At 70.3% G+C, this 18,337-nt stretch carries 16 protein-coding genes; 8 read left to right on the top strand and 8 right to left on the bottom strand.

The annotated features are described in order from the left end of the window. Positions 1 to 51: 51 nt before the first annotated feature. Positions 52 to 1,362, bottom strand: a complete 1,311-nt coding sequence (locus ABZV38_RS25710) for a multidrug effflux MFS transporter (protein WP_356330671.1) — start codon at positions 1,360 to 1,362, stop codon at positions 52 to 54. A gap of 77 nt (positions 1,363 to 1,439) precedes the next feature. Here ABZV38_RS25710 and ABZV38_RS25705 point away from each other — a divergent pair, with 77 nt between their 5' ends. Next, entirely contained in the window at positions 1,440 to 2,441 is a 1,002-nt protein-coding gene (locus ABZV38_RS25705; protein ID WP_356330634.1) for a Gfo/Idh/MocA family oxidoreductase, read from the top strand. Positions 2,442 to 2,460: 19 nt separating this feature from the next. Here the strand turns inward: ABZV38_RS25705 and ABZV38_RS25700 are convergent, their stop codons facing one another. Further along, positions 2,461 to 4,089 carry an alkaline phosphatase D family protein gene (locus ABZV38_RS25700; RefSeq protein WP_356330632.1) on the bottom strand — a complete coding sequence of 543 codons (1,629 nt, stop codon included), beginning with the start codon at positions 4,087 to 4,089 and terminating at the stop codon, positions 2,461 to 2,463. A 319-nt stretch (positions 4,090 to 4,408) separates the two neighbouring features. Here ABZV38_RS25700 and ABZV38_RS25695 point away from each other — a divergent pair, with 319 nt between their 5' ends. Together ABZV38_RS25695 and ABZV38_RS25690 are read left to right on the top strand one after the other, a co-directional pair. Beyond that, complete coding sequence (locus ABZV38_RS25695) at positions 4,409 to 5,182, top strand: SDR family oxidoreductase (RefSeq protein WP_356330631.1); 774 nt, start codon at positions 4,409 to 4,411, stop codon at positions 5,180 to 5,182. A gap of 209 nt (positions 5,183 to 5,391) precedes the next feature. Further along, positions 5,392 to 6,270: a PhzF family phenazine biosynthesis isomerase gene (locus ABZV38_RS25690; protein WP_356330629.1), complete on the top strand. Its 879-nt coding sequence runs from the start codon at positions 5,392 to 5,394 to the stop codon at positions 6,268 to 6,270. Positions 6,271 to 6,282: 12 nt separating this feature from the next. Here ABZV38_RS25690 and ABZV38_RS25685 read toward each other — a convergent pair whose 3' ends face one another. Further along, positions 6,283 to 7,233: an NAD(P)-dependent oxidoreductase gene (locus ABZV38_RS25685; protein WP_356330627.1), complete on the bottom strand. Its 951-nt coding sequence runs from the start codon at positions 7,231 to 7,233 to the stop codon at positions 6,283 to 6,285. Continuing rightward, entirely contained in the window at positions 7,230 to 8,135 is a 906-nt protein-coding gene (locus tag ABZV38_RS25680; RefSeq protein WP_356330625.1) for a ScbA/BarX family gamma-butyrolactone biosynthesis protein, read from the bottom strand. The genes ABZV38_RS25685 and ABZV38_RS25680 overlap by 4 nt, the downstream gene beginning before the upstream one ends. Before the next feature lie 198 nt (positions 8,136 to 8,333). Between ABZV38_RS25680 and ABZV38_RS25675 the strand changes: the two genes are divergently transcribed. From ABZV38_RS25675 to ABZV38_RS25665, 3 genes are all read left to right on the top strand, one after another. Further along, on the top strand, positions 8,334 to 8,996 hold the full coding sequence (locus ABZV38_RS25675; protein ID WP_356330624.1) for a ScbR family autoregulator-binding transcription factor: 663 nt from the start codon (positions 8,334 to 8,336) through the stop codon (positions 8,994 to 8,996). A 196-nt stretch (positions 8,997 to 9,192) separates the two neighbouring features. After that, entirely contained in the window at positions 9,193 to 10,341 is a 1,149-nt protein-coding gene (locus ABZV38_RS25670; protein WP_356330622.1) for a serine hydrolase domain-containing protein, read from the top strand. Between the two features lie 140 nt (positions 10,342 to 10,481). Further along, positions 10,482 to 11,384 carry a glycosyltransferase gene (locus ABZV38_RS25665; RefSeq protein ID WP_356330620.1) on the top strand — a complete coding sequence of 301 codons (903 nt, stop codon included), beginning with the start codon at positions 10,482 to 10,484 and terminating at the stop codon, positions 11,382 to 11,384. Between the two features lie 38 nt (positions 11,385 to 11,422). Here the strand turns inward: ABZV38_RS25665 and ABZV38_RS25660 are convergent, their stop codons facing one another. Next, a complete protein-coding gene (locus tag ABZV38_RS25660) occupies positions 11,423 to 12,232 on the bottom strand; it encodes a hypothetical protein (protein ID WP_356330619.1) in 810 nt (269 codons plus the stop codon). Positions 12,233 to 12,529: 297 nt separating this feature from the next. Between ABZV38_RS25660 and ABZV38_RS25655 the strand changes: the two genes are divergently transcribed. Next, on the top strand, positions 12,530 to 12,739 hold the full coding sequence (locus tag ABZV38_RS25655; RefSeq protein ID WP_356330617.1) for a hypothetical protein: 210 nt from the start codon (positions 12,530 to 12,532) through the stop codon (positions 12,737 to 12,739). A 96-nt stretch (positions 12,740 to 12,835) separates the two neighbouring features. Here ABZV38_RS25655 and ABZV38_RS25650 read toward each other — a convergent pair whose 3' ends face one another. Then, the gene (locus ABZV38_RS25650) at positions 12,836 to 14,845 is read right to left on the bottom strand and encodes a glycoside hydrolase family 48 protein (RefSeq protein WP_356330669.1); all 2,010 of its coding nucleotides are present in this window, start codon (positions 14,843 to 14,845) and stop codon (positions 12,836 to 12,838) included. A gap of 127 nt (positions 14,846 to 14,972) precedes the next feature. Continuing rightward, positions 14,973 to 15,497 carry a cellulose binding domain-containing protein gene (locus ABZV38_RS25645; RefSeq protein ID WP_356330615.1) on the bottom strand — a complete coding sequence of 175 codons (525 nt, stop codon included), beginning with the start codon at positions 15,495 to 15,497 and terminating at the stop codon, positions 14,973 to 14,975. Between the two features lie 627 nt (positions 15,498 to 16,124). Here ABZV38_RS25645 and ABZV38_RS25640 point away from each other — a divergent pair. Beyond that, on the top strand, positions 16,125 to 17,273 hold the full coding sequence (locus tag ABZV38_RS25640) for a winged helix DNA-binding domain-containing protein (RefSeq protein WP_356330613.1): 1,149 nt from the start codon (positions 16,125 to 16,127) through the stop codon (positions 17,271 to 17,273). A gap of 116 nt (positions 17,274 to 17,389) precedes the next feature. Here the strand turns inward: ABZV38_RS25640 and ABZV38_RS25635 are convergent, their stop codons facing one another. Continuing rightward, positions 17,390 to 18,319 carry an LLM class F420-dependent oxidoreductase gene (locus ABZV38_RS25635; RefSeq protein ID WP_356330612.1) on the bottom strand — a complete coding sequence of 310 codons (930 nt, stop codon included), beginning with the start codon at positions 18,317 to 18,319 and terminating at the stop codon, positions 17,390 to 17,392. Positions 18,320 to 18,337 lie beyond the last annotated feature (18 nt).

Here is an 18,337-nt window from a genome sequence, read left to right as displayed (position 1 = left end):
CGGATCGTGACCACTCGCCCCCCCGGGGGCGAGTGGCTCAAAGGCCTTTGCTCAGATCCTTGTGCCATCGCGCTGCCAGGGCCGGCACAGGCCCAGGAAGCACGCCATGGCGCCGACCGCGCACACCAGCTGGACGACCGCCATGGGTACGGCCGTCGCGTCCCCCGCGATACCGACGAGCGGTGAGGCGACGGCCCCGATCAGGAATGCCGACGTACCGAGCAGCGCCGAGGCGGAACCCGCGGCGTGCTTGGTGCGCATCAGGGCCAGGGCGTTGGTGTTCGGCATCGCGAGCCCCATCGCCGACATCAGTACGAAGAGCCCGGCGGCGACCGGCACCAGACCGACATCGCCGAAGACCCCGGCCGTCATCAGCAGCAGCGCGGTAGCGGCCAGCACGATGACCCCGAGCCCGAAGCCGAGCGCCTTGTCCAGGCTGATCCGGCCCACCAGCACCTTGCCGTTGATCTGGCCGACGGTGATCAGACCGATCGAGTTGATGCCGAAAAGCAGACTGAAGGTCTGCGGCGAGGCACCGTAGATCTCCTGGACGACGAACGGCGAGGCGCTCACGTACGCGAAGAGGGCCGCGAAAGCGAGGCTGCCCGCGATCATGTAGCCGGTGAACGTGCGGTCGCCGAGGAGTCCGCGCATGGTGCGCAGCGCGTCGCCGACGCCGCCGGTGTGCCGTTCCTCCGGCGGCAGCGTCTCGTGCAGCCACTTCCAGACGACCAGGGTGAGCAGCACGCCGACGACGGTGAGGACGGCGAAGATGCCCCGCCAGTCGGTGAACCGCAGCACCTGTCCGCCGATCAGCGGCGCGACGACCGGTGCGACGCCGGAGATCAGCATCAGGGTGGAGAAGAACCGGGCCATGTCCACGCCGTCGTACATGTCACGGACCACGGCCCGGGCGATGACGATGCCGGCCGCGCCGGCCAGCCCCTGCAGGAGACGGAAGCCGATGAGGAGCTCCGTGGTGGACGCGAAGACGCAGAGCGCGGTGGCGAGTACGTAGACGACCATGCCGAGCAGGAGCGGCCGGCGCCGGCCCCAGCGGTCGCTCATCGGTCCGACGACGACCTGGCCGAGCGCCATGCCGCCGAGGCAGGCGGTCAGGGTGAGCTGGACGGTGGCGGCGGGGGCGTGCAGGGCGTCGGTGACCGCGGGGAGCGCCGGGAGGTACATGTCCATGGAGAGGGGCGGAAGTGCGGTGAGACCGCCCAGGACAAGGGTGACGAGGAGTCCGGTGCGCCGCGTCGCGGCGGTGGCGGTGGCGGTCGGAGCGGTCGCGGTCCGGGTGCCGGTCCTGTCGGTCGGTATGTGGGTGTGCTGGGCTCGGCTCACGCCGCTCTCCGGCATTCTCATCTCCAAATAGTTGAATTCGCCTCTATGCTCTCAGCTCAGCCGGAGTGGTCGAGACCTTTTTGGGAGCAGGCATGAGCAGGACCGTGCGTTGGGGCGTGCTGGCTACAGGTGGCATCGCCGCGACCTTCACCGCTGATCTTCAGGCGGTGCCCGGCGCGGAAGTGGTGGCCGTGGCCTCGCGCACGGACACGTCGGCCAAGGCGTTCGCCGAGCGGTTCGGGATACCCAGGGCGTACGGCAGCTGGGCCGAGCTCGCCGCGGACGACGAGGTCGACGTGGTGTACGTGGCCACGCCGCACTCCGCGCACCGGGAGGCCACCGCGCTCTGTCTGGAGGCCGGGAAGCACGTGCTGTGCGAGAAGGCGTTCACGCTCAATGCCCGGGAGGCGGAGGAGCTCGTGGCGCTCGCCCGGGACCGTGGCCTCTTCCTGATGGAGGCGATGTGGACGTACTGCAACCCGCTCATCAGGCAGCTGACCGCGCTCATCGCCGACGGCGCCATCGGCGACATCCGCACCGTGCAGGCCGACTTCGGGCTCGCGGGCCCGTTCGGCCCCGACCACCGGCTGCGGGACCCGGCGCTGGGCGGCGGTGCGCTGCTGGACCTGGGGGTGTACCCGGTGTCGTTCGCGCAGCTGCTGCTGGGTGAGCCGGACCGGATCCAGGCCGACGCGCTGCTCTCCCCGGAGGGCGTCGACCTGAACACCGGCATGCTGCTGGGCTGGGAGTCGGGCGCCACGGCGCTACTCAGCTGCTCGCTGGTCGCGGACACCCCGCAGACCGCCTCGATCACGGGCACCCGGGGGCGGATCGACTTCCCGCGCGGTTTCTTCTATCCGGAGCGGTTCGTGCTGCACCGGCCGGGACACGACCCGCAGGAGTTCACCGCGGAGGCCGCGGGCGAGGGACTCAGCGGCATGCAGTTCGAGCAGGCCGAGGTGGTGCGGGCGCTGCTGGCGGGCGAGACGGAGTCGCCGCTGGTGCCGCTGGACGGTTCGCTGGCGGTGATGCGGACGCTCGATGCGGTACGGGACCGCATCGGCGTCCGCTACCCCGCGGACGAGATCGGCTGACCGGGACGGGGCCAGGGCTTCACGCAGGCGTGAGGCCCTGGTTGCCCACCTCAGTGACGAACGATCCGGCCGTCGTGACGGGCGCACCGGGCGTGGTGACGGCCGACACCGTGCGGTAGTCGGCGCGCGCCTGCTCCTGGCCCAGCGTGATGACCGCGTACCCGCGCCGTCCGTTGAAGAACTTCATGTGCGGGTTGGCCTGCATCTGGTTGTTCCAGCTGGCCGGCTTGTCGGAGCCGTCCTTGCCGCTGGTGATGGACGTGGCGACGATCTCCGTGCCCAGCGTGCGGGACGACGGGTCGTCGAAGTCCTTCTTCAGGTCGAAGCCGTAGCCGACGTGCACATCGCCGGTCAGCACCATCAGGTTGTCGATCCCGGCGGCCTCCGCGCCCTTCAGGATCCGGTCCCGGGAGGCCGGGTAGCCGTCCCACGCGTCCATCGACAGCTTGAAGGCATCGGTCGGCACATCGCGCCGCTGGGCGAAGGTGACCTGCTGCGGTACGACGTTCCAGGTGGCCCGCGAGGCGTGCCAGCCGTCGAGCAGCCAACGCTCCTGGGTGGCACCGGTCAGGGTGCGCGCCGGGTCCTCGGACTCCGGTCCCGGCTTCTGCCAGCCGTCCCCGTACGCCTGGTCGCTGCGGTACTGGCGGGTGTCGAGGATGTCGAACTGGGCGAGCCGGCCGAACTGCAGGCGCCGGTAGAGCTTCATGTCGGGGCCGGTCGGCCGCTGCGGGGTGCGCAGTGGCTGGTTCTCCCAGTACGCGCGGTACGCGGCGGCGCGGCGCAGCAGGAACTCCTCCGGCGGGACGTCGTTCTCCGGGGTGCCGCCCGCGTAGTTGTTCTCGGTCTCGTGGTCGTCCCAGGTGACGACGAAGGGGTGCGCGGCATGCGCGGCGCGCAGATCCGGGTCGGACTTGTAGAGCCCGTACCGCAGCCGGTAGTCCTCCAGGGTGACCGTCTCCCGGTTGAAGTGCGCGGGGAGCGTGCGGTCGGTGTAGTTGCGGGCTCCGCCGGTCGCGGTCACGGCGTACTCGTAGAGGTAGTCGCCGAGGTGGAAGACGACGTCGACGTCCTCCTGCGCGAGGTGGCTGTACGCGGTGAAGTAGCCGTCGTGGTAGGCCTGGCAGGAGACGGCGGCGAGGGTCAGCTCGCTGTTGCGGGCGTGCCGGGCGGGAGCGGTGCGGGTCCGGCCGACCTGGCTGATCCACTTCCCGGCGCGGAAGCGGTAGTAGAGGACGCGGTCGGCGTCGAGGCCCTTGATCTCGACATGGACGCTGTGGTCGAACTCCGGGTGGGCGATGGTGGTGCCGCGCCGGACGATCCGGGTGAAGTGCTCGTCGCGGGCAAGCTCCCAGCGCACGTGGACGCGGGCGTTCGGCAGTCCGCTGTCCGGCTCGTACGGGCGGGGTGCGAGTCTCGTCCACAGCAGGACCGAGTCCGGCAGCGGGTCGCCGGAGGCGACGCCGAGGGTGAACGGGTCCTCGCTGATCTTCCTGACGTCCAGCTCGGCGGCGCTCGCGGCGCCGGCGGTCGGCAGATTGACCGAGAAGGCGAGCGCGGCAGCGGCACCGGTGACGGTGAGGAAGCGGCGGCGGCCGAGGTGGCGTGCGGCGTCGCGCATCTCCTGCTGGTGCGATGAGTACGTCATCTGTCACTCCCCTGACTGGTGGTGTACGGGGGAAGTCCACTGGTCCCGCACATCGAGTGGCTGTCGTGTTCGCGTCGCACGGGCGTCGCGCGGATGAGGAGTGCGGCAGGATCGCCCCTCGGGGGACGAATTGCGCAGGGGGTACCGCAGACACAGAGGCACGCAGGCACAGGCGTACGCAGTCGCAGGAACCATGATCATCATCGAGCGGTCCCGGTGGCACTGGAATCGCCGACGAACGATCGAGGAATCATTCCGCCTAACCCGAACCGGCCGCCCGTCAGGGACCTTTGGCCCGGGAGGCGTACGCTGCGGCGTCATGAGCAACAAACTGTTGAACTCCGATGCGAAAACGGCCGTCGTCACGGGCGCGGGCTCCGGGATCGGCCGTGCGGTGGCTCTTGCCCTGACCGGCGCCGGCTGGTCGGTGGCCCTTGCGGGCCGCCGACCGGAGCCCCTCGCCGAAACCGCGGAACTGGCCGGGGAGAAGGCCAGGGTGATCACCGTCCCCGCCGATGTCTCCCGCCCCGAGGACGTGACCGCGCTGTTCTCCTCCGTACGCGAGTGGATCGGCCGGGTCGACCTGCTGTTCAACAACGCGGGCACCTTCGGCCCGCGCTCCGTCCCGGTCGAGGACCTGTCGTACGACGACTGGCGCACCGTGGTCGACGTGAACCTGACGGGGGCGTTCCTGTGCGCGCAGGCGGCGTACCGGCAGATGAAGGAGCAGGACCCGCAGGGCGGTCGGATCATCAACAACGGCTCGATCTCCGCCCATGCGCCGCGCCCGCACTCGGTGGCGTACACAGCGACCAAGCACGCCATGACGGGGCTGACGAAGTCGCTGTCCCTGGACGGGCGCCCGTACCGGATCGCCTGCGGACAGATCGACATCGGCAACGCGGCGACCGAGATGACCGAGCGGATGCAGACCGGCACTCTTCAGGCCGGCGGCGAGCTGGCGGTGGAGCCGGTGATGGCGGCGGACGACGTGGCGCGGACGGTGCTGCACATGGCGGAGCTGCCACTGGAGGCGAATGTGCAGTTCGCGACGGTTCTGGCGACGACGATGCCGTACGTGGGCCGCGGTTGAGAGCCGACGTGATATCGAACCTTTGACCCCAGCCGACCGCTCCGGCATCATCCGGCCGGGCGCGGGCGCGCGTTGCCCCGGCACCTGCTCCTGGGCGAGACGGGCAACAGCATCAAGAACTGCCACGGAGCCGGAGCCTCGGCCGCGGTTCGGCGCGCCGGTCGTCCCGGCCGGGAATGCTCTGCACCGCGGGGCTGTTGACCTGCTTCATGCATCAGATTCCAGGCACCGAGGTCCTGCGCTACACCGCGTTCTCCGCCGACCCCGAGGGCGGCAATCCGGCGGGTGTCGTCCTCGACGCCTCCGGTCTCGACGACGCGGCGATGCTCGCCATCGCGGCCGAGCTCGGCTACAGCGAATCGGCGTTCCTGACCGGGCCGGGCGACACGGACGGATCGACCGGTCGTGGTTATACGATCCGCTACTTCAGCCCGAAGGCCGAGGTCCCGTTCTGCGGCCACGCGACCGTCGCGACGGCCATCGCCTTCGCCGAGCGCAACGGCCCCGGCGATCTGGTCCTCACCACACGGGCGGGCACGGTCCCGGTGACCATCGCCCAGGACGGCGCCGAGCTCCGTGCCACCCTCACGAGCGTCGAGCCCCACGTCTCGGATGTCGCCCCGGACGACCTGGCCGAGGCGCTGGCCGCCCTGGACTGGCCGGCCGCCGACCTGGACCCGGCCCTGCCGCCCCGCATCGCCTTTGCGGGCGCCCGCCACCTGGTGCTGGCCGCGGCAAGCCGCGAGCGGCTCGCCGAGCTCGACTACGACTTCGCGCGTCTCGAATCGCTGATGCACCGCCTCGATCTGACGACGGTTCAGCTGGTGTGGCGCGAGTCGCAGGCCGTCTTCCATGTCCGCGACCCGTTCCCGGTCGGCGGTGTGGTCGAGGACCCGGCGACGGGCGCGGCGGCGGCCGCGTTCGGGGCGTACCTGCGCGAGCTGGCCCTCGTCCCGGACGCCGCGGTCCTCACCCTCCACCAGGGTGAGGACATGGGCCGCCCCGGCACACTCACGGTCGAACTGCGTGCGGGCGACGCACGGGTGCGGGTGAGCGGGACGGGGACACGGATCCCGGCGGCGGAGTGACGCGGCGGGCGGCTACTGCCCCAGGAACCGCCGGTACCAGGGGGCGTGCCGGGCAAAGGTGACGGCGAAGCCCGCGTCCGGCTCGCAGCCGGTGTCCTGCCAGACCCGCTCGTCGGCGAACCAGTGGTCCACCGCGAGCATGTCGAGATGGTGCAGGGCGTACGGGACTTCGGCCAGCCGGGTACGCGCGGCGTCGACACCGATGCCCGGACCCGCCCAGGGCAGTCCGAGTTCGCCCACGACCGTCGACAGCAGGTCCGAACAGGCCACCGGCTCCGGGTGGTTGACGTGGTAGACGCCCGCCGGCCCCTTCGGGGAGAGCGCCGCGCCGAGCAGCGCTCTGCCCAGCGTCTCCACGTCGATGAGCGAGTGTCGCGCCTCGCACCCGGTCAGTCCGGCCCTCAACTGCCGGAGCAGGGCGACGAGTCCGGGCACCGCCCAGCGGTCCCCGGCACCGTGCACGATGTGCGGGCGCAGTACGGCTCCGCCCGCCGCGAGGACGTGTTGCTCGCCGGCGGCGCGAGTCCGGCTGGTGGCCGAGGCGGGGGCCGGTTCCACCCGGTCCGGCAGCAGCTCCGTGAACGGGCCACGGCCGTAGACGGATGCTGTACTCAGGTGGACGATCCGGGCGACGCCGCTGCGTGCGGTCTCCTCGACCAGGGCGCGGGTGCCGTGGTCGTTGACGGTCGTGGCCGTTTCCGCGTCGCCGCCGATCTGCGCGGCGCAGTGGATCACGGCATCGATCCCGTCACAGCTGCCGCGCAGGGAGGAGGGATCGGCGAGATCTCCGTACACGGTCTCGACGCGGACCCCGGCGCCGGTCACGACGTCGCGACCGCTGTCGAGCGCGGTCCGGTGCGTCATCAGGCGCAGGCGGGCCCCGGGGACCTGACGCGCGGCGGCCACGACATGGCTGCCGATGAATCCGGCTGCCCCGGTGATGAGGATGCGCGGCGCCGTCATGGCCGTACGTCCTGCGCTTCCTCGACGCGGTCCGGGGAGTCGAGCGTGCTGGTGAAGACAGGTGCGCCGTCCTGGGTGGCCCGGACCTGCACCCTGGTCGTCGACGGGGTGCCCGCAGGGACGATCCGGGCCTCGATCCAGCAGGGGCGGTCGAGTTCGACGTAACGGAGGAAGGCGGTCTCCAGCGACACCGGGAGGAAGGCGCGCCCGGGGCGGACGACGTGGGCGGCCTGCCGGGCCGCCTCCAGCAACAGGATGCCCGGCACATGGTCGTTGGGCCGGCCGAAGAGGGTCGGATGCCCGGTGTCGAGCCGCAACTGCCAGACCCCCTGACGCGGAGTCGGTGCCAGCACGACGTCACGCTCGGAGGTCCGGCCGGCCTCGTGCGGCGCGACGGCCGGGAGGAGGGGAACAGGTACGCCGATCACGGCGTGGCGGTCCCCCCGCAGCCGCTCGTACACCTTCGCCGACGTGCAGCTGATCCGGCCGCCGCCGGCTGCGATCCGGCTGCCGCTGCGGTGCAGGAGCAGTTCCAGGCTCATGGAGCCGAGGCCCCGGCCCCGCCGCTTGATCCGGGAGCAGGAGACGTCGACAGTGATGTCCCAGGGTCCGCCGGGGTGCTCGGGGTGCGCGTCGAAGGCGAGGCGTTCGGGCGAGGAGATGTACCCGAGCTCCCACATCACGAACTGGTCTCCGACCGGAACATCGAACTCCGCGTGAGCGAGCAGCATCGTCGTCTGCCGCATGGTCTCCGCGATCAGCAGGGGGTCCTGGTAGCGGCCTGCCACGGGGGCGAAGAAGCGGTGCATACGCGGCCAGCGGGCCGACACCGAGAACTGGGTGTCGGTCTGTCTGGTCCAGCCGGTGGGAAAGACATCCTCGGGATCGGAACGGTGGACCAACTCCCGTGGAAATTTGGACTGTCGGCCTTGGCGCGACGTCGAACCGGCGCGTGAGGTGAGCTGAAGCATGAAGTTCCCCCAGAGGATCCATGTAAGAGGCCTGTCACCCCCGCAGTAAGATACTGACAGCCCGGTTTTCGATTCCAGCCAGACCTCCTGTGGCGCTGACCACGCCACGACTAGAGAGACACGTAGCTGATGGCACAGCAGGCGCGCGCGATCCAGACTCGACGGTCGATCCTGGTGGCAGCCGCCGCCGTTTTCGACGAGCGCGGCTACAGCAGCGCCACCATCAGCGAGATCCTCGCGCGGGCGGGGGTGACCAAGGGGGCGCTGTACTTCCACTTCAGCTCGAAGGAGGAGCTGGCGCTCGGCGTGATGGATCTCCAGCTGGACGTCGTTCCGCTGCCGCCCCAGCTGACGAAGCTTCAGGACCTGGTGGACCAGGGCATGCTGCTCGCCCACCGGCTCCGTCATGAACCCTTGGTGCGGGCCAGCGTCGGACTGGCGATGGACCAGGCAGTGGAGGGTCTCGACCGGGGCACCCCGTTCCGGGCCTGGATAGACCGGCTCGAACATCTGCTGACCGCGGCGAAGAATCAGGGTGAACTCCTGCCGCACGTCCAACCGGGCGAGACGGCGGAGCTGCTGGCGGGCGCCTTCTCCGGCATCCAGGTGATGTCCCAGGTCCTGTGCAGACGCGAGGACTTGGGTCGCCGTATCTCCGTCCTGCTGCACTACATCCTGCCGAGCATTTCGACGCCCGCCGTGCTGGCCACCCTCGATATGGCTGAGGACCGCGGCGAGCGGCTGCTCACTTCCCTCGAAACCGTACCGAGCCAGGCCGTCGCCACCGGCTGACCACCTGGAATCGGCCCGTGCTGTCCGGAACCGAACCGGATGGTCTTCAATGCCGGCCGGCGGCAGCGCCTGCGGGACAGCCCCCGGCACCACCCTCGACAGGGCCGATCGGGCGGAATCGATGCAATCGGTCCGATGATTCGCGGCAGCGGCGGGAGTCTTGGCTCCGACCGCACGAATCGAGAAGGTGGGACCGATGACGACCGACCTGCACGAGATCCTGGACACGCACGTCGGCAAGGGGCCGGTGCCGGGCGTGGTGGGTCTGGTGGCCCGGGGTGACCGGACCGAGGTCCACGCGGTCGGCTCGGCCGACGTCGAGGGCACAGCCCCGATGGCCCGGGACTCGATCTTCCGTATTGCCTCGATGACCAAGCCGATCGTCGCCGCGGCGGTCATGATGCTGGTCGAGGAGGGCCGGATCACGCTGGACGAACCGATCGGCCGGTGGCTGCCGGAACTGGCTTCGCCGAAGGTGCTCCGTACGCCGTCCGGCCCGCTCGACGACGTGGTCCCGGCGACCCGGCCCCTCACCGTGTTCGACCTGCTCACCTTCCGTGCCGGGTACGGCTTCCCGTCCGACTTCACGCTGCCGGGGGTCGCCCCGCTGTTCAGCGAGTTGAAGCAGGGACCGGAGCCGGAGGACGTCCCGGCGCCCGACACATGGATGGCGACGCTGTCGCGTATCCCGCTGCTGAACCAGCCGGGCGAAGCCTGGCTGTACAACACCTGCTCGGACATCCAGGGTGTGCTGATCGCCCGGGTCTCGGGCCGTTCACTGCCGGAGTTCCTTGCCGAGCGGCTGTTTGAGCCGCTGGGCATGAAGGACACCGGTTTCGCGGTACCGGCCACGAAGCTCGGCCGCTTCACCAGCCTCTACCGCATCGATCCGCACGGCGGTCCCCGACTGGTGGACGCCCCCGACGGCCAGTGGAGCAGCGTGCCCGCGTTCCCGTCCGGCGCGGGCGGGCTGGTCTCGACCCTCGACGACTGGCTGGCGTTCGCCCGCATGATGCTCGCCGACGGGACCGTCGACGGCCGTCGGCTGCTGTCGCCCGCATCGGTGCGTCGGATGACCACCGACCATCTGACCCCGGCCCAGCGCGAGGCCGGCGGACTGTTCCTCGAGGGCCAGGGGTGGGGCTTCGGCGGCTCGGTCGATGTCGAGACGATCGACCCGTGGAACGTGCCGGGCCGCTATGGCTGGATCGGCGGCACCGGCACGACGGGGCATCTCGTCCCGTCCACCGGAACAGTCACGATCATGCTCAGCCAGCTGGAGATGACGGGGCCGACACCGCCCGCGCTGATGCGGGACTTCTGGCGGTACGCGGCGGGCGCCTGAGGCCGCAGCCGCGGGCGCCGCGCACGGACCGACGCCGGTTACCGGACACCGGTCAACCCGCCATGACGGGGCGGCATCCGGAACCTGAACGGCAAGCGACTACCATCACGGGCACCGCAGCGAGCCCAGGAGTGCTGACCTTGTCCGAACCGCGCATCGGCGTATCCATCGTGACCATGGGCGACCGCCCGCAGCAGGTCGAAGCCCTCCTGGCCTCGGTGGCCATGCAGGACGTCCTGCCGACCCGTCTCGTCATCGTGGGCAACGGCACCTCGCTGCCGGACTTCACCGCCGTCCCCGGCCTTTCCGGCCTGGCCGGCGGTGTGACCATGATCGAGCTCGACGAGAACCTCGGCTGCCCCGGAGGCCGTAACGTCGCCCTCCGCCGCCTCGCGGAACTCGGTGACGTGGACGTCGTCGTCGAGCTGGACGACGACGGACTCCTCGTCGACACCGGTGTGCTGCGCAAGGTCCAGCAGATGTACGCCGCAGACCCGAAGCTCGGCATCGTCGGCTTCCGCATCGCCGACGAGCACGGCGAGACGCAGCGCCGTCATATCCCCCGGCTGCGCGCCACCGACCCGATGCGCCGCGGCCCGGTCACGGCGTTCCTCGGCGGCGGCCACGCCCTCTCCATGAAGATGCTTGCCGAAACCGGCCCGTGGCCCGCGGAGTTCTTCTTCACGCACGAGGAGACGGACCTGTCCTGGCGGGCGCTCGATGCGGGCTGGAAGATTCTGTACGAACCCGATCTGCTGCTCCAGCACCCGAAGACGTCCCCGGCCAGGCACTCGGTCTACTACCGGATGACGGCCCGCAACCGGGTCTGGCTGGCCCGCCGCAACCTGCCTCTCCCCCTGGTCCCGGCCTACCTGGGCACCTGGACCCTCCTCACCGTGGCCCGCACCCGCTCGGCCGCCGGTCTGCGCGCCTGGGCCGGCGGCTTCGCCGAGGGGGTCCGCACCCCGTGCGGCCGACGACAGCCCATGCGGTGGCGCACGGTGTGGCGCATGACGGTGCTGGGGCGGCCGCCGGTCATCTGAGGCCCCACCGATAACGGACGTGCGGCCGCCGGGCGCTCTCAGGCGAATCCCTGCCAGGAGCTCGTGGGACCGGATGAAACCTGCCACTGGTCGAGGATGCCGTCCCAGTCGTGCATCGGCGCGGAGTGGAAAGCGCCGGACGGATGCTGCTGGTCCCATGTCCCCTCCTGGTGCGGCGGGCGAGGCTGGGTGGGGTAGTACCACTGCCGGGGCTGGGGCATGGTGGGCGCCTCGGTGCCGTCGACGCGGCGATGACGGCCGGAACGGTCCAGCGGCTGCGAGGCATGGGTGAGACGGCCCTGCGCCTCCAGATACCGGGTGCGGGCGACGAGGCGGGGGAGATCGAGACCGAGCTCGGTCGCCAGCACGGCGAGGTCGGTCCCCGTGCTCCACGCTCCGACCAGGACCGCGTCCACGGCCGTCGACGACGCCGTTGATTGGACCGGTTCGTCAGCGACCGGAGCATGAGGGGGGCTTGGAGGTGCGGGCGGAGCCTCATGGGACACATGCCTTCCCTCCGGTTCCGGGTGCGGGGGATATCCGTCCGCGTCATCGAGTGGCAGCTTGCGCACATCGGCAGCGTGCTGGTCCAACAGCGCCTTGGCGATGGCCCGGGCATCGTCCTTCCCCACGGTGCGGCGGGCGAGGCGTACTTCGCGTTCATGGAGACCGAGGAGTTCCGCGACGGTCCCGTCGCTGCCCAGCGTCACTGCAAACGCGGCCAGCGTCCGCATCCGGTCCGCATTTCGTTCGTCAAGAGCCCCCTGCGCACGGCGTACGTCCTCGTCATTCCCGAAATATGCCCGCGCCAGCACGGCATGGCGCTCCCACATCTCTCTCGGTTCCATGCCCGGAGCAACGCCTCTGTAACTGATTTGAAGCGATATTCGATCTAAAGGTACCAAGAAAGGTGAAACGCCATCTAATCATTCTGTGTCGCACTCTAGTTACTCATATGGGTGCTGATCGTTACCACCGTCATGAACGCACCCACATCCGCCACCGCTGCCGGCAGAGGCTCCGCGGCATCCATTCCGCACCCCTCGCAGGCCCCCCGTGCATCTCATGCCCGGCCGCGTCCGCGGCCCCAGCTGGATGCGCCGCACGGAGCACGCGCATCACGGGGGCAGCTTGCCGGCGCGTTCGTGGCGGGTCAGGCGTACACGGATGCGGCAAACGAGACACCGCTCTACGCCGAACTGGTCGCAAGCTGGACGGCAAGCGCCGCTACGGTACCCGGCATCCCCGACTCCGAATGGCAGCGCCTGACCTCCTACCAGTCCTTTCTCCGTGAGGTCGAGTCGGTCCTCCGTGACCTCCGCCCCCACCGGGCCCCCGACACGCTGCGCAGATGAGGCGTGTGGTGCGAAGAGACGACCTTCGCTCCCGTCGCCGCGAAGAGGGCGGCGACGGGAGCGAAGGAACAGGTGACGCAGGGGTGACGGACAGGGTCAGGGGGCGGTGCCCCAGGCGAGGGTGGAACCCACGTAGACACCGATCTTCGACGCGTCGGCGTAGGCGGTGTTGGTGGCGCGGCTGTAGTCGTCGGCCTCGTTGAAGTTCGACCAGTCGCTCTTGTTCAGGCGCAGCTGGATCTCCCCGGTGGAGGCTCCCGCCGCCAGGCTGCCACTGCCGAATCCGACCTCCAGGTAGTGGCTGGCCCCGGCGGCCGAACTGCCGGAGGACGTCACGCCGGTGGTCACGCTGCCGCAGCCCAGCACCGCGTAGTCGCAGGCAGTGCCGAAGGTGCTCGCGCCGGCCTCGGGGGTGAACCAGTAGCGCACCTTCACCGTGGACAGGTTCACCGCGGTGGTCCCGGTGTTGACCAGCTGCAGGCCCATCCGGATCTGGTTGTCGGTGGCCGAGAAATCGCTGTTCTTGTACTGGACCTTGAGGGTGCCGGTGCCGGTTCCGCCGCCCGCGGACGTGGTTGCCGAGACGGCGGCGGAGGCCGCCGAGACGTTCCCGGCCGCGTCCCGGGCCTTGACCGTGTAGCTGTACGCCGTCGAGGCGGTGAGCCCCGTGTCGGTGAACGAGGTCGTGGCCGAGGAGCCCACCTGCACCCCTGCGCGGTACACGTCGTAGGCGGTCACGCCGGTGTCGTCGGTCGAGGCCGACCAGGACAGCGAGACACTGCCGCTCGTCTTCCCCGTGACGGTCAGGCCGGTCGGCGCGGAAGGCGCCTGGGTGTCGTCGTCACCGCCGCCGCTGCCGTCAAGGGGCGGGTACGCGTTGCGCACCAGCTCCTGGAACTGGGCGGAGAACCAGTGGCCCGCCAGCGGCGAGTCGGGCAGCGCGCCGGTCAGGTTGTTGCCGTTGCGCCCGTTGCCCGTGTACGTCGGGTCGCACATCCGGTCGAAGCCCTTGCCCTCGTCGTTGTCGATGGGCTGACTGTTGCCGTCCGACTCGCCCGGGGGCTTGGCCCAGCCGCCGCCGCTGCCTGCGGCCGCGCCGCCCCACGCGTAGTACCACGAGAGCAGATAGTGCTGGAAGTCACGGCCGGACGCGGCCGGGCAGGAGTGGGGATCCGTGCAACTGCCGATCCGCTTGAAGTACTTGTCGAACATGGCATAGCGGAGGTAGTCGCCCATCTTGGCGGCCTTGGCCACCGACGCGGCGATCTCGCCCTCCTTGCCCTGGGCGGAGGCCCAGCGGTAGGCCCAGTAGGCGGCCTGCACCGCGCGGGCGTCGGCGTCCGGAGCGTTGGTGTACTTCCACTGCTTGGCATAGCTCGCGTCGTCGACGAACAGGTCGAGAAAGCCGTTCGGGCCGCCATAGTTGAAGAGATCGGTGGTCGGCTGGGGGATGGTCTCCCACACCGACTCCTGCGCACCGCGCTGATAGGTGTTGATGAAAGAAGGTCCGGCTCCCGGCCCCGACTCGCCGCCGGTGCCCGGCTTGTTGCCGTAGCCGTAGGTGTTGTCGAGGTCCATCAGCCAGTGCATGCCGTAGATGTCCATCGTGCCGTAGGACGAGGCCAGCTCCGTGGCGATGGGGTCCGAGCCGACCGTCACCGAACTGTCCAGGGCGGACGGATAGTTGTCGGGCAGCGGCCATTCGGGGGCGTAGGTCGCCGGGGAGCTCGGGTTGTACGCGTCGGTGGTGGACTGATCGGCGTGCTGCGGGATGATCGTGCGCTCCGCGATCGCCCAGGCGTCGTTGAAGGGGGCCCAGTCCCCTGTCACCCGGCCGTACGCGGCCTCCAGCCACATCCAGAAACTGACGGCCTCGGAGGTGGTCTCGTGACCGTGGTCCGGTGCTTCGACCATCAGCGTCTCGGCCGAGTGGTACGGAAGGCCGTCGGGGCTGAAGTAGCCGTTGGCCGCCGCTTTGATCTTGCCGTACTGGGTGAGGAACGCCTGGGTGTACGGATCGTCGGCCGCCGCGGCACGGGCACCTGCGCCCGTCGGGGTGGCGGGCCTGGCCACGGCGGTGCCCTGGGTGAGACCCATCGCGATCAGGCTGCCGCCCATGGCCGTACTGAACGTTCTCCGTGATATCGACACAAATCCTCCGTTGGCGGGCGTCGTAGGGGGAGGGAGTGAGTGAGAGAGGGAAGGAGCGTTGTGCGGGTCGGGAGGGGGAACGTCAGGGCTCGATGCCCCAGGCGAGTTCGCCGCCGATGTAGACCGCGACCTTCGGGGCGTCCGCGTAGGAGGTCCCGGTGGTGCGCCTGTAGTCGTCGCTCTCGTCGAAGTCCGACCAGTCGGTCTTGCTCAGGCGCAACTGGTTCTCGCCGGTGGCGGCGCCCGCAGCCAGGCTGCCGCTGCCGAAGCCGACCTCCAGGTAGTGGTCGGCGCCGGCCTTCGGCGAAGTCACCGCGGCCGCCCGGTGGGTGAGGGTGGAGCAGCCGAGCGGGGACCAGTCGCACCACGTCCCGTACGAGGCGAATTCGGAATCCGGGGTGGCGGCATGGGCGGCATCGGGAAGCTCGGGGTTGTCGGTGGCGGAGCCGAAGTATTTCCCGTGGGCGGCGGCCAGGTCGTGCAGGGTGCCCTGCTCGGCCGCCGCAGCCGGCACGCCCGCCAGGGATGCGGCGACTGCACATGCGATGAATAACCGGACCGGCAGTCCGCCCGGGCAGCCGTGCGTGGAGCGCTTTACCGGACTCATGACATTCGCTTTCCTCGGCCGAGAACAGCCGGGGACATGGGTGCGCGGCAGCGCCCATGCCTCCGGTTCACGTCTCGAAGGTGTGGGGAGCGGAGGGTAGGGAAGCGTGCAAGTCTTGATGGTGGGAGCGCTCCCAAAGTGGCGTGGTGATGCGCACCTGTCAAGCATTGAATCACAACTGCCTTACGTATTCGTTAACTTGAACGCACACAGCCGGGCCCTCCGCGGCACACAACCGCAGGTCCGGGCCGCGCGGCGATCCGGAATCACATGCGGCACCTACGCGCCTCCGGCGACTGGCGCCTGCACCGCATTCCGACCGGGCGTTTCCCCTCTCCGGTGACCCCCGTCCGGACCTGTGCACCCCGCCCCGGAACACCACTACCGGAATTCACCCCTCCGGAAGTCCTCACCCGGCGCCGGGCTGCTGCGGGTGGCTCCGGAACGGCCCGGCTCCGCACGGAAGTCCGCGTGGAGGAAGGCCCCGATAGCAGGCAGCTCTCGATCAGGACGGTGGGGGCGCCGGTCTCGATAGGTGCCGGCGTACGCGTTAGGGTGCACAGCCGGGTACTCCGCGAGCGCCGCCGGTGCCGGGTTCACGGCATGGGGGAATGAGACGGTCACGGCATGAGAATCACGGCGCGAGAGCTCAACCGCTCCACGCTCGCCCGGCAGTTGCTGTTGCGACGGGAGACGCTCGGCGTCACGGATGCGGTACGGCACGTGGTCGCACTGCAGGCGCAGCAGGCGGCCTCGCCCTACCTCGCGTTGTGGAACCGCCTCACCGACTTCGACCCGGCCGACCTCGATACTGCCTTCGCCGGCCACACGGTCGTCAAGTCGACTCTCATGCGGATCACGTTGCATGCCGTCCACGTTGACGATTTCCGGGCCTTCCGTGAGGCCGTGCAGCCGTTGCTGCGTGCCTCCAGGCTGGGTGACCGCTTCACGGCGTCCGGGCTGACCGCCGAGGACGCCGACGGGCTGGTTCCGGAGCTGCTGGCGTTCGCCGACCGGCCTCGGACGGCTGCGGAGTACGAGGCCTGGCTCGCACAGCGGCTGGGTGCGCCGCCGAAGCCCGGAGCGTGGTGGGGACTGCGGCAGTACACGCCGCTGCTGCACGCACCCACCACGCCTCCGTGGTCGTTCGGCTCCCGTCCGGCGTACGTCGCACCCCCGACCCGACCGGTGCTGGCGGACCCGGAGGTGTCCGCCGCGTCCTTGCAGGTGCTGGCCCTGCGCTATCTCGAGGGGTTCGGGCCGGCATCGGTGGCGGACGTGGCGCAGTTCGCGCTGGTCCAGCGAGCCAGGGCCAGGACGGCACTGCGGACTCTCGCCGGTGACGGTGGCATCGAGCGGCTGGAAGGGCCGAACGGCGAGGAGCTGTTCGACGCCCCGGGCGCAGCGCGTCCGGACGAGGACACGCCGGCACCGCCCCGGCTGATGGCCATGTGGGACAGCATCCTGCTTGCCTACTCCGACCGCAGCCGTGTCATCCCGCCGGACTACCGCACGCTCGTCACCCGCAGGAACGGCGACGTGCTGCCGACCCTGCTGATCGACGGGTACGTCGCCGGCGTATGGCGTCCGGCCGAGGGAGGGATCGAGGCGACCGCCTTCCACCACCTGCCGGACGACATCTGGGAGCAACTCGCCGCCGAGGCCCGGGCGCTGACGGCCTTCCTCGCCGACCGCGAACCGGAGGTCTATCGCCGTTACGGCCACTGGTGGAGCAGGCTGCCGAGTGCCGAGGTCCGACTGCTCCCCGGCGATTGAGACGGCGCCCACGAACATCTGCCGGGATCACCCGGCGCTCGACGGGCAGGGGTGCATGCCCACCGGCTCAGCGAGTGAGCCGATGGACCGGTCCGGGGCAGACCTCGGCGCGAGCGTCAGACGCCCGCAGCTCGGGCCGCCCGATACACCTCGGCCGCCACGTCGACGAGTTCGGCGGCGTCACGCGTCGTTGCCTGGAGGTCCAGCAGGATCTCGGGTACGCCCGTTGCGGCGTGTGCCACCAGGTCCTCGACGATCTGGGCCACGCTGCCCCGGAAGGGCTGTCGGTCCGCGCCCTCGAACGGTTTGGGGCTGTATCGCGCGTTGGCGCGGACGCAGACGCCGATCGGCCGGTCCCTGCCGCGCTCTCCAGCCAGGTCCTGTACCTGCCGCCACTGTTCGGCCAGTGCGGTGGCGCCCATGGCGACGGGCATCCAGCCGTCCGCCCGGTCCACCAGCCGGCGGGCGGCGCGCGGGCTGTTGGCCGGCAGATAGACCGGGATCGGGCGAACGGGCTTGGGACCGACCTCGGCCGGCGCGATGGTGGTCAGCTCGCCCCGGTACGAGACCGGGTCCGGGCCCCAGACGGCCGCGCAGACGTCCAGCAGTTCGTCCAGGACCGCGCCGCGCTTCTCGAAGGGGGCGACCGCGGCCGCCGCGTACTCGTCGAGGGACCAGCCGGTTCCGAGGCCCGCGATCACCCGGCCGCCGCTCGCGACGTCGAGCGAGGCGAGCGACCGGGCCAGTTGGAACGGTACGTGGAGAGGGGCGATCAGGACGCTGGTGCCGAGCCGGGCCCGGCCGGTGGCCGCGGCGGCCAGGGTGAGCGTGACCAGCGGGTCGGCGACGCTGCGGTACTGATCGGGCCACGGCAGCCCCGGTACGCCGTACAGCCCCTGGGTGGCCGGCTCGGGAAAGAGCACGCGTTCGAAGACCCACAGGCTCTCGTACCCGGCGTCCTCCGCCGCGCGTGCCACCGTGGCCACGTCGCGGCCGATGTCGTACTGCTTCATCTGCGGAAGACCGAGACCGAGCGAGACCGGCATACGTGCACTCCTTCACCA

Source organism: Streptomyces sp. NPDC005181 (assembly GCF_040608395.1).
Classification (GTDB): domain Bacteria; phylum Actinomycetota; class Actinomycetes; order Streptomycetales; family Streptomycetaceae; genus Streptomyces.
The sequence above is the reverse complement of the archived record's forward strand: the minus strand, read 5'-3'. Positions and strand labels throughout refer to the sequence as shown.

Bases quoted from the DNA above. Each gene is read 5' to 3' on its own strand.
- ABZV38_RS25710 (WP_356330671.1), bottom strand. From the start codon at position 1,362: ATGCCGGAGAGCGGCGTGAGCCGAGCCCAGCACACCCACATACCGACC.
- ABZV38_RS25705 (WP_356330634.1), top strand. From the start codon at position 1,440: ATGAGCAGGACCGTGCGTTGGGGCGTGCTGGCTACAGGTGGCATCGCC.
- ABZV38_RS25700 (WP_356330632.1), bottom strand. From the start codon at position 4,089: ATGACGTACTCATCGCACCAGCAGGAGATGCGCGACGCCGCACGCCAC.
- ABZV38_RS25695 (WP_356330631.1), top strand. From the start codon at position 4,409: ATGAGCAACAAACTGTTGAACTCCGATGCGAAAACGGCCGTCGTCACG.
- ABZV38_RS25690 (WP_356330629.1), top strand. From the start codon at position 5,392: ATGCATCAGATTCCAGGCACCGAGGTCCTGCGCTACACCGCGTTCTCC.
- ABZV38_RS25685 (WP_356330627.1), bottom strand. From the start codon at position 7,233: ATGACGGCGCCGCGCATCCTCATCACCGGGGCAGCCGGATTCATCGGC.
- ABZV38_RS25675 (WP_356330624.1), top strand. From the start codon at position 8,334: ATGGCACAGCAGGCGCGCGCGATCCAGACTCGACGGTCGATCCTGGTG.
- ABZV38_RS25670 (WP_356330622.1), top strand. From the start codon at position 9,193: ATGACGACCGACCTGCACGAGATCCTGGACACGCACGTCGGCAAGGGG.
- ABZV38_RS25660 (WP_356330619.1), bottom strand. From the start codon at position 12,232: ATGGAACCGAGAGAGATGTGGGAGCGCCATGCCGTGCTGGCGCGGGCA.
- ABZV38_RS25645 (WP_356330615.1), bottom strand. From the start codon at position 15,497: ATGAGTCCGGTAAAGCGCTCCACGCACGGCTGCCCGGGCGGACTGCCG.
- ABZV38_RS25640 (WP_356330613.1), top strand. From the start codon at position 16,125: ATGAGAATCACGGCGCGAGAGCTCAACCGCTCCACGCTCGCCCGGCAG.
- ABZV38_RS25635 (WP_356330612.1), bottom strand. From the start codon at position 18,319: ATGCCGGTCTCGCTCGGTCTCGGTCTTCCGCAGATGAAGCAGTACGAC.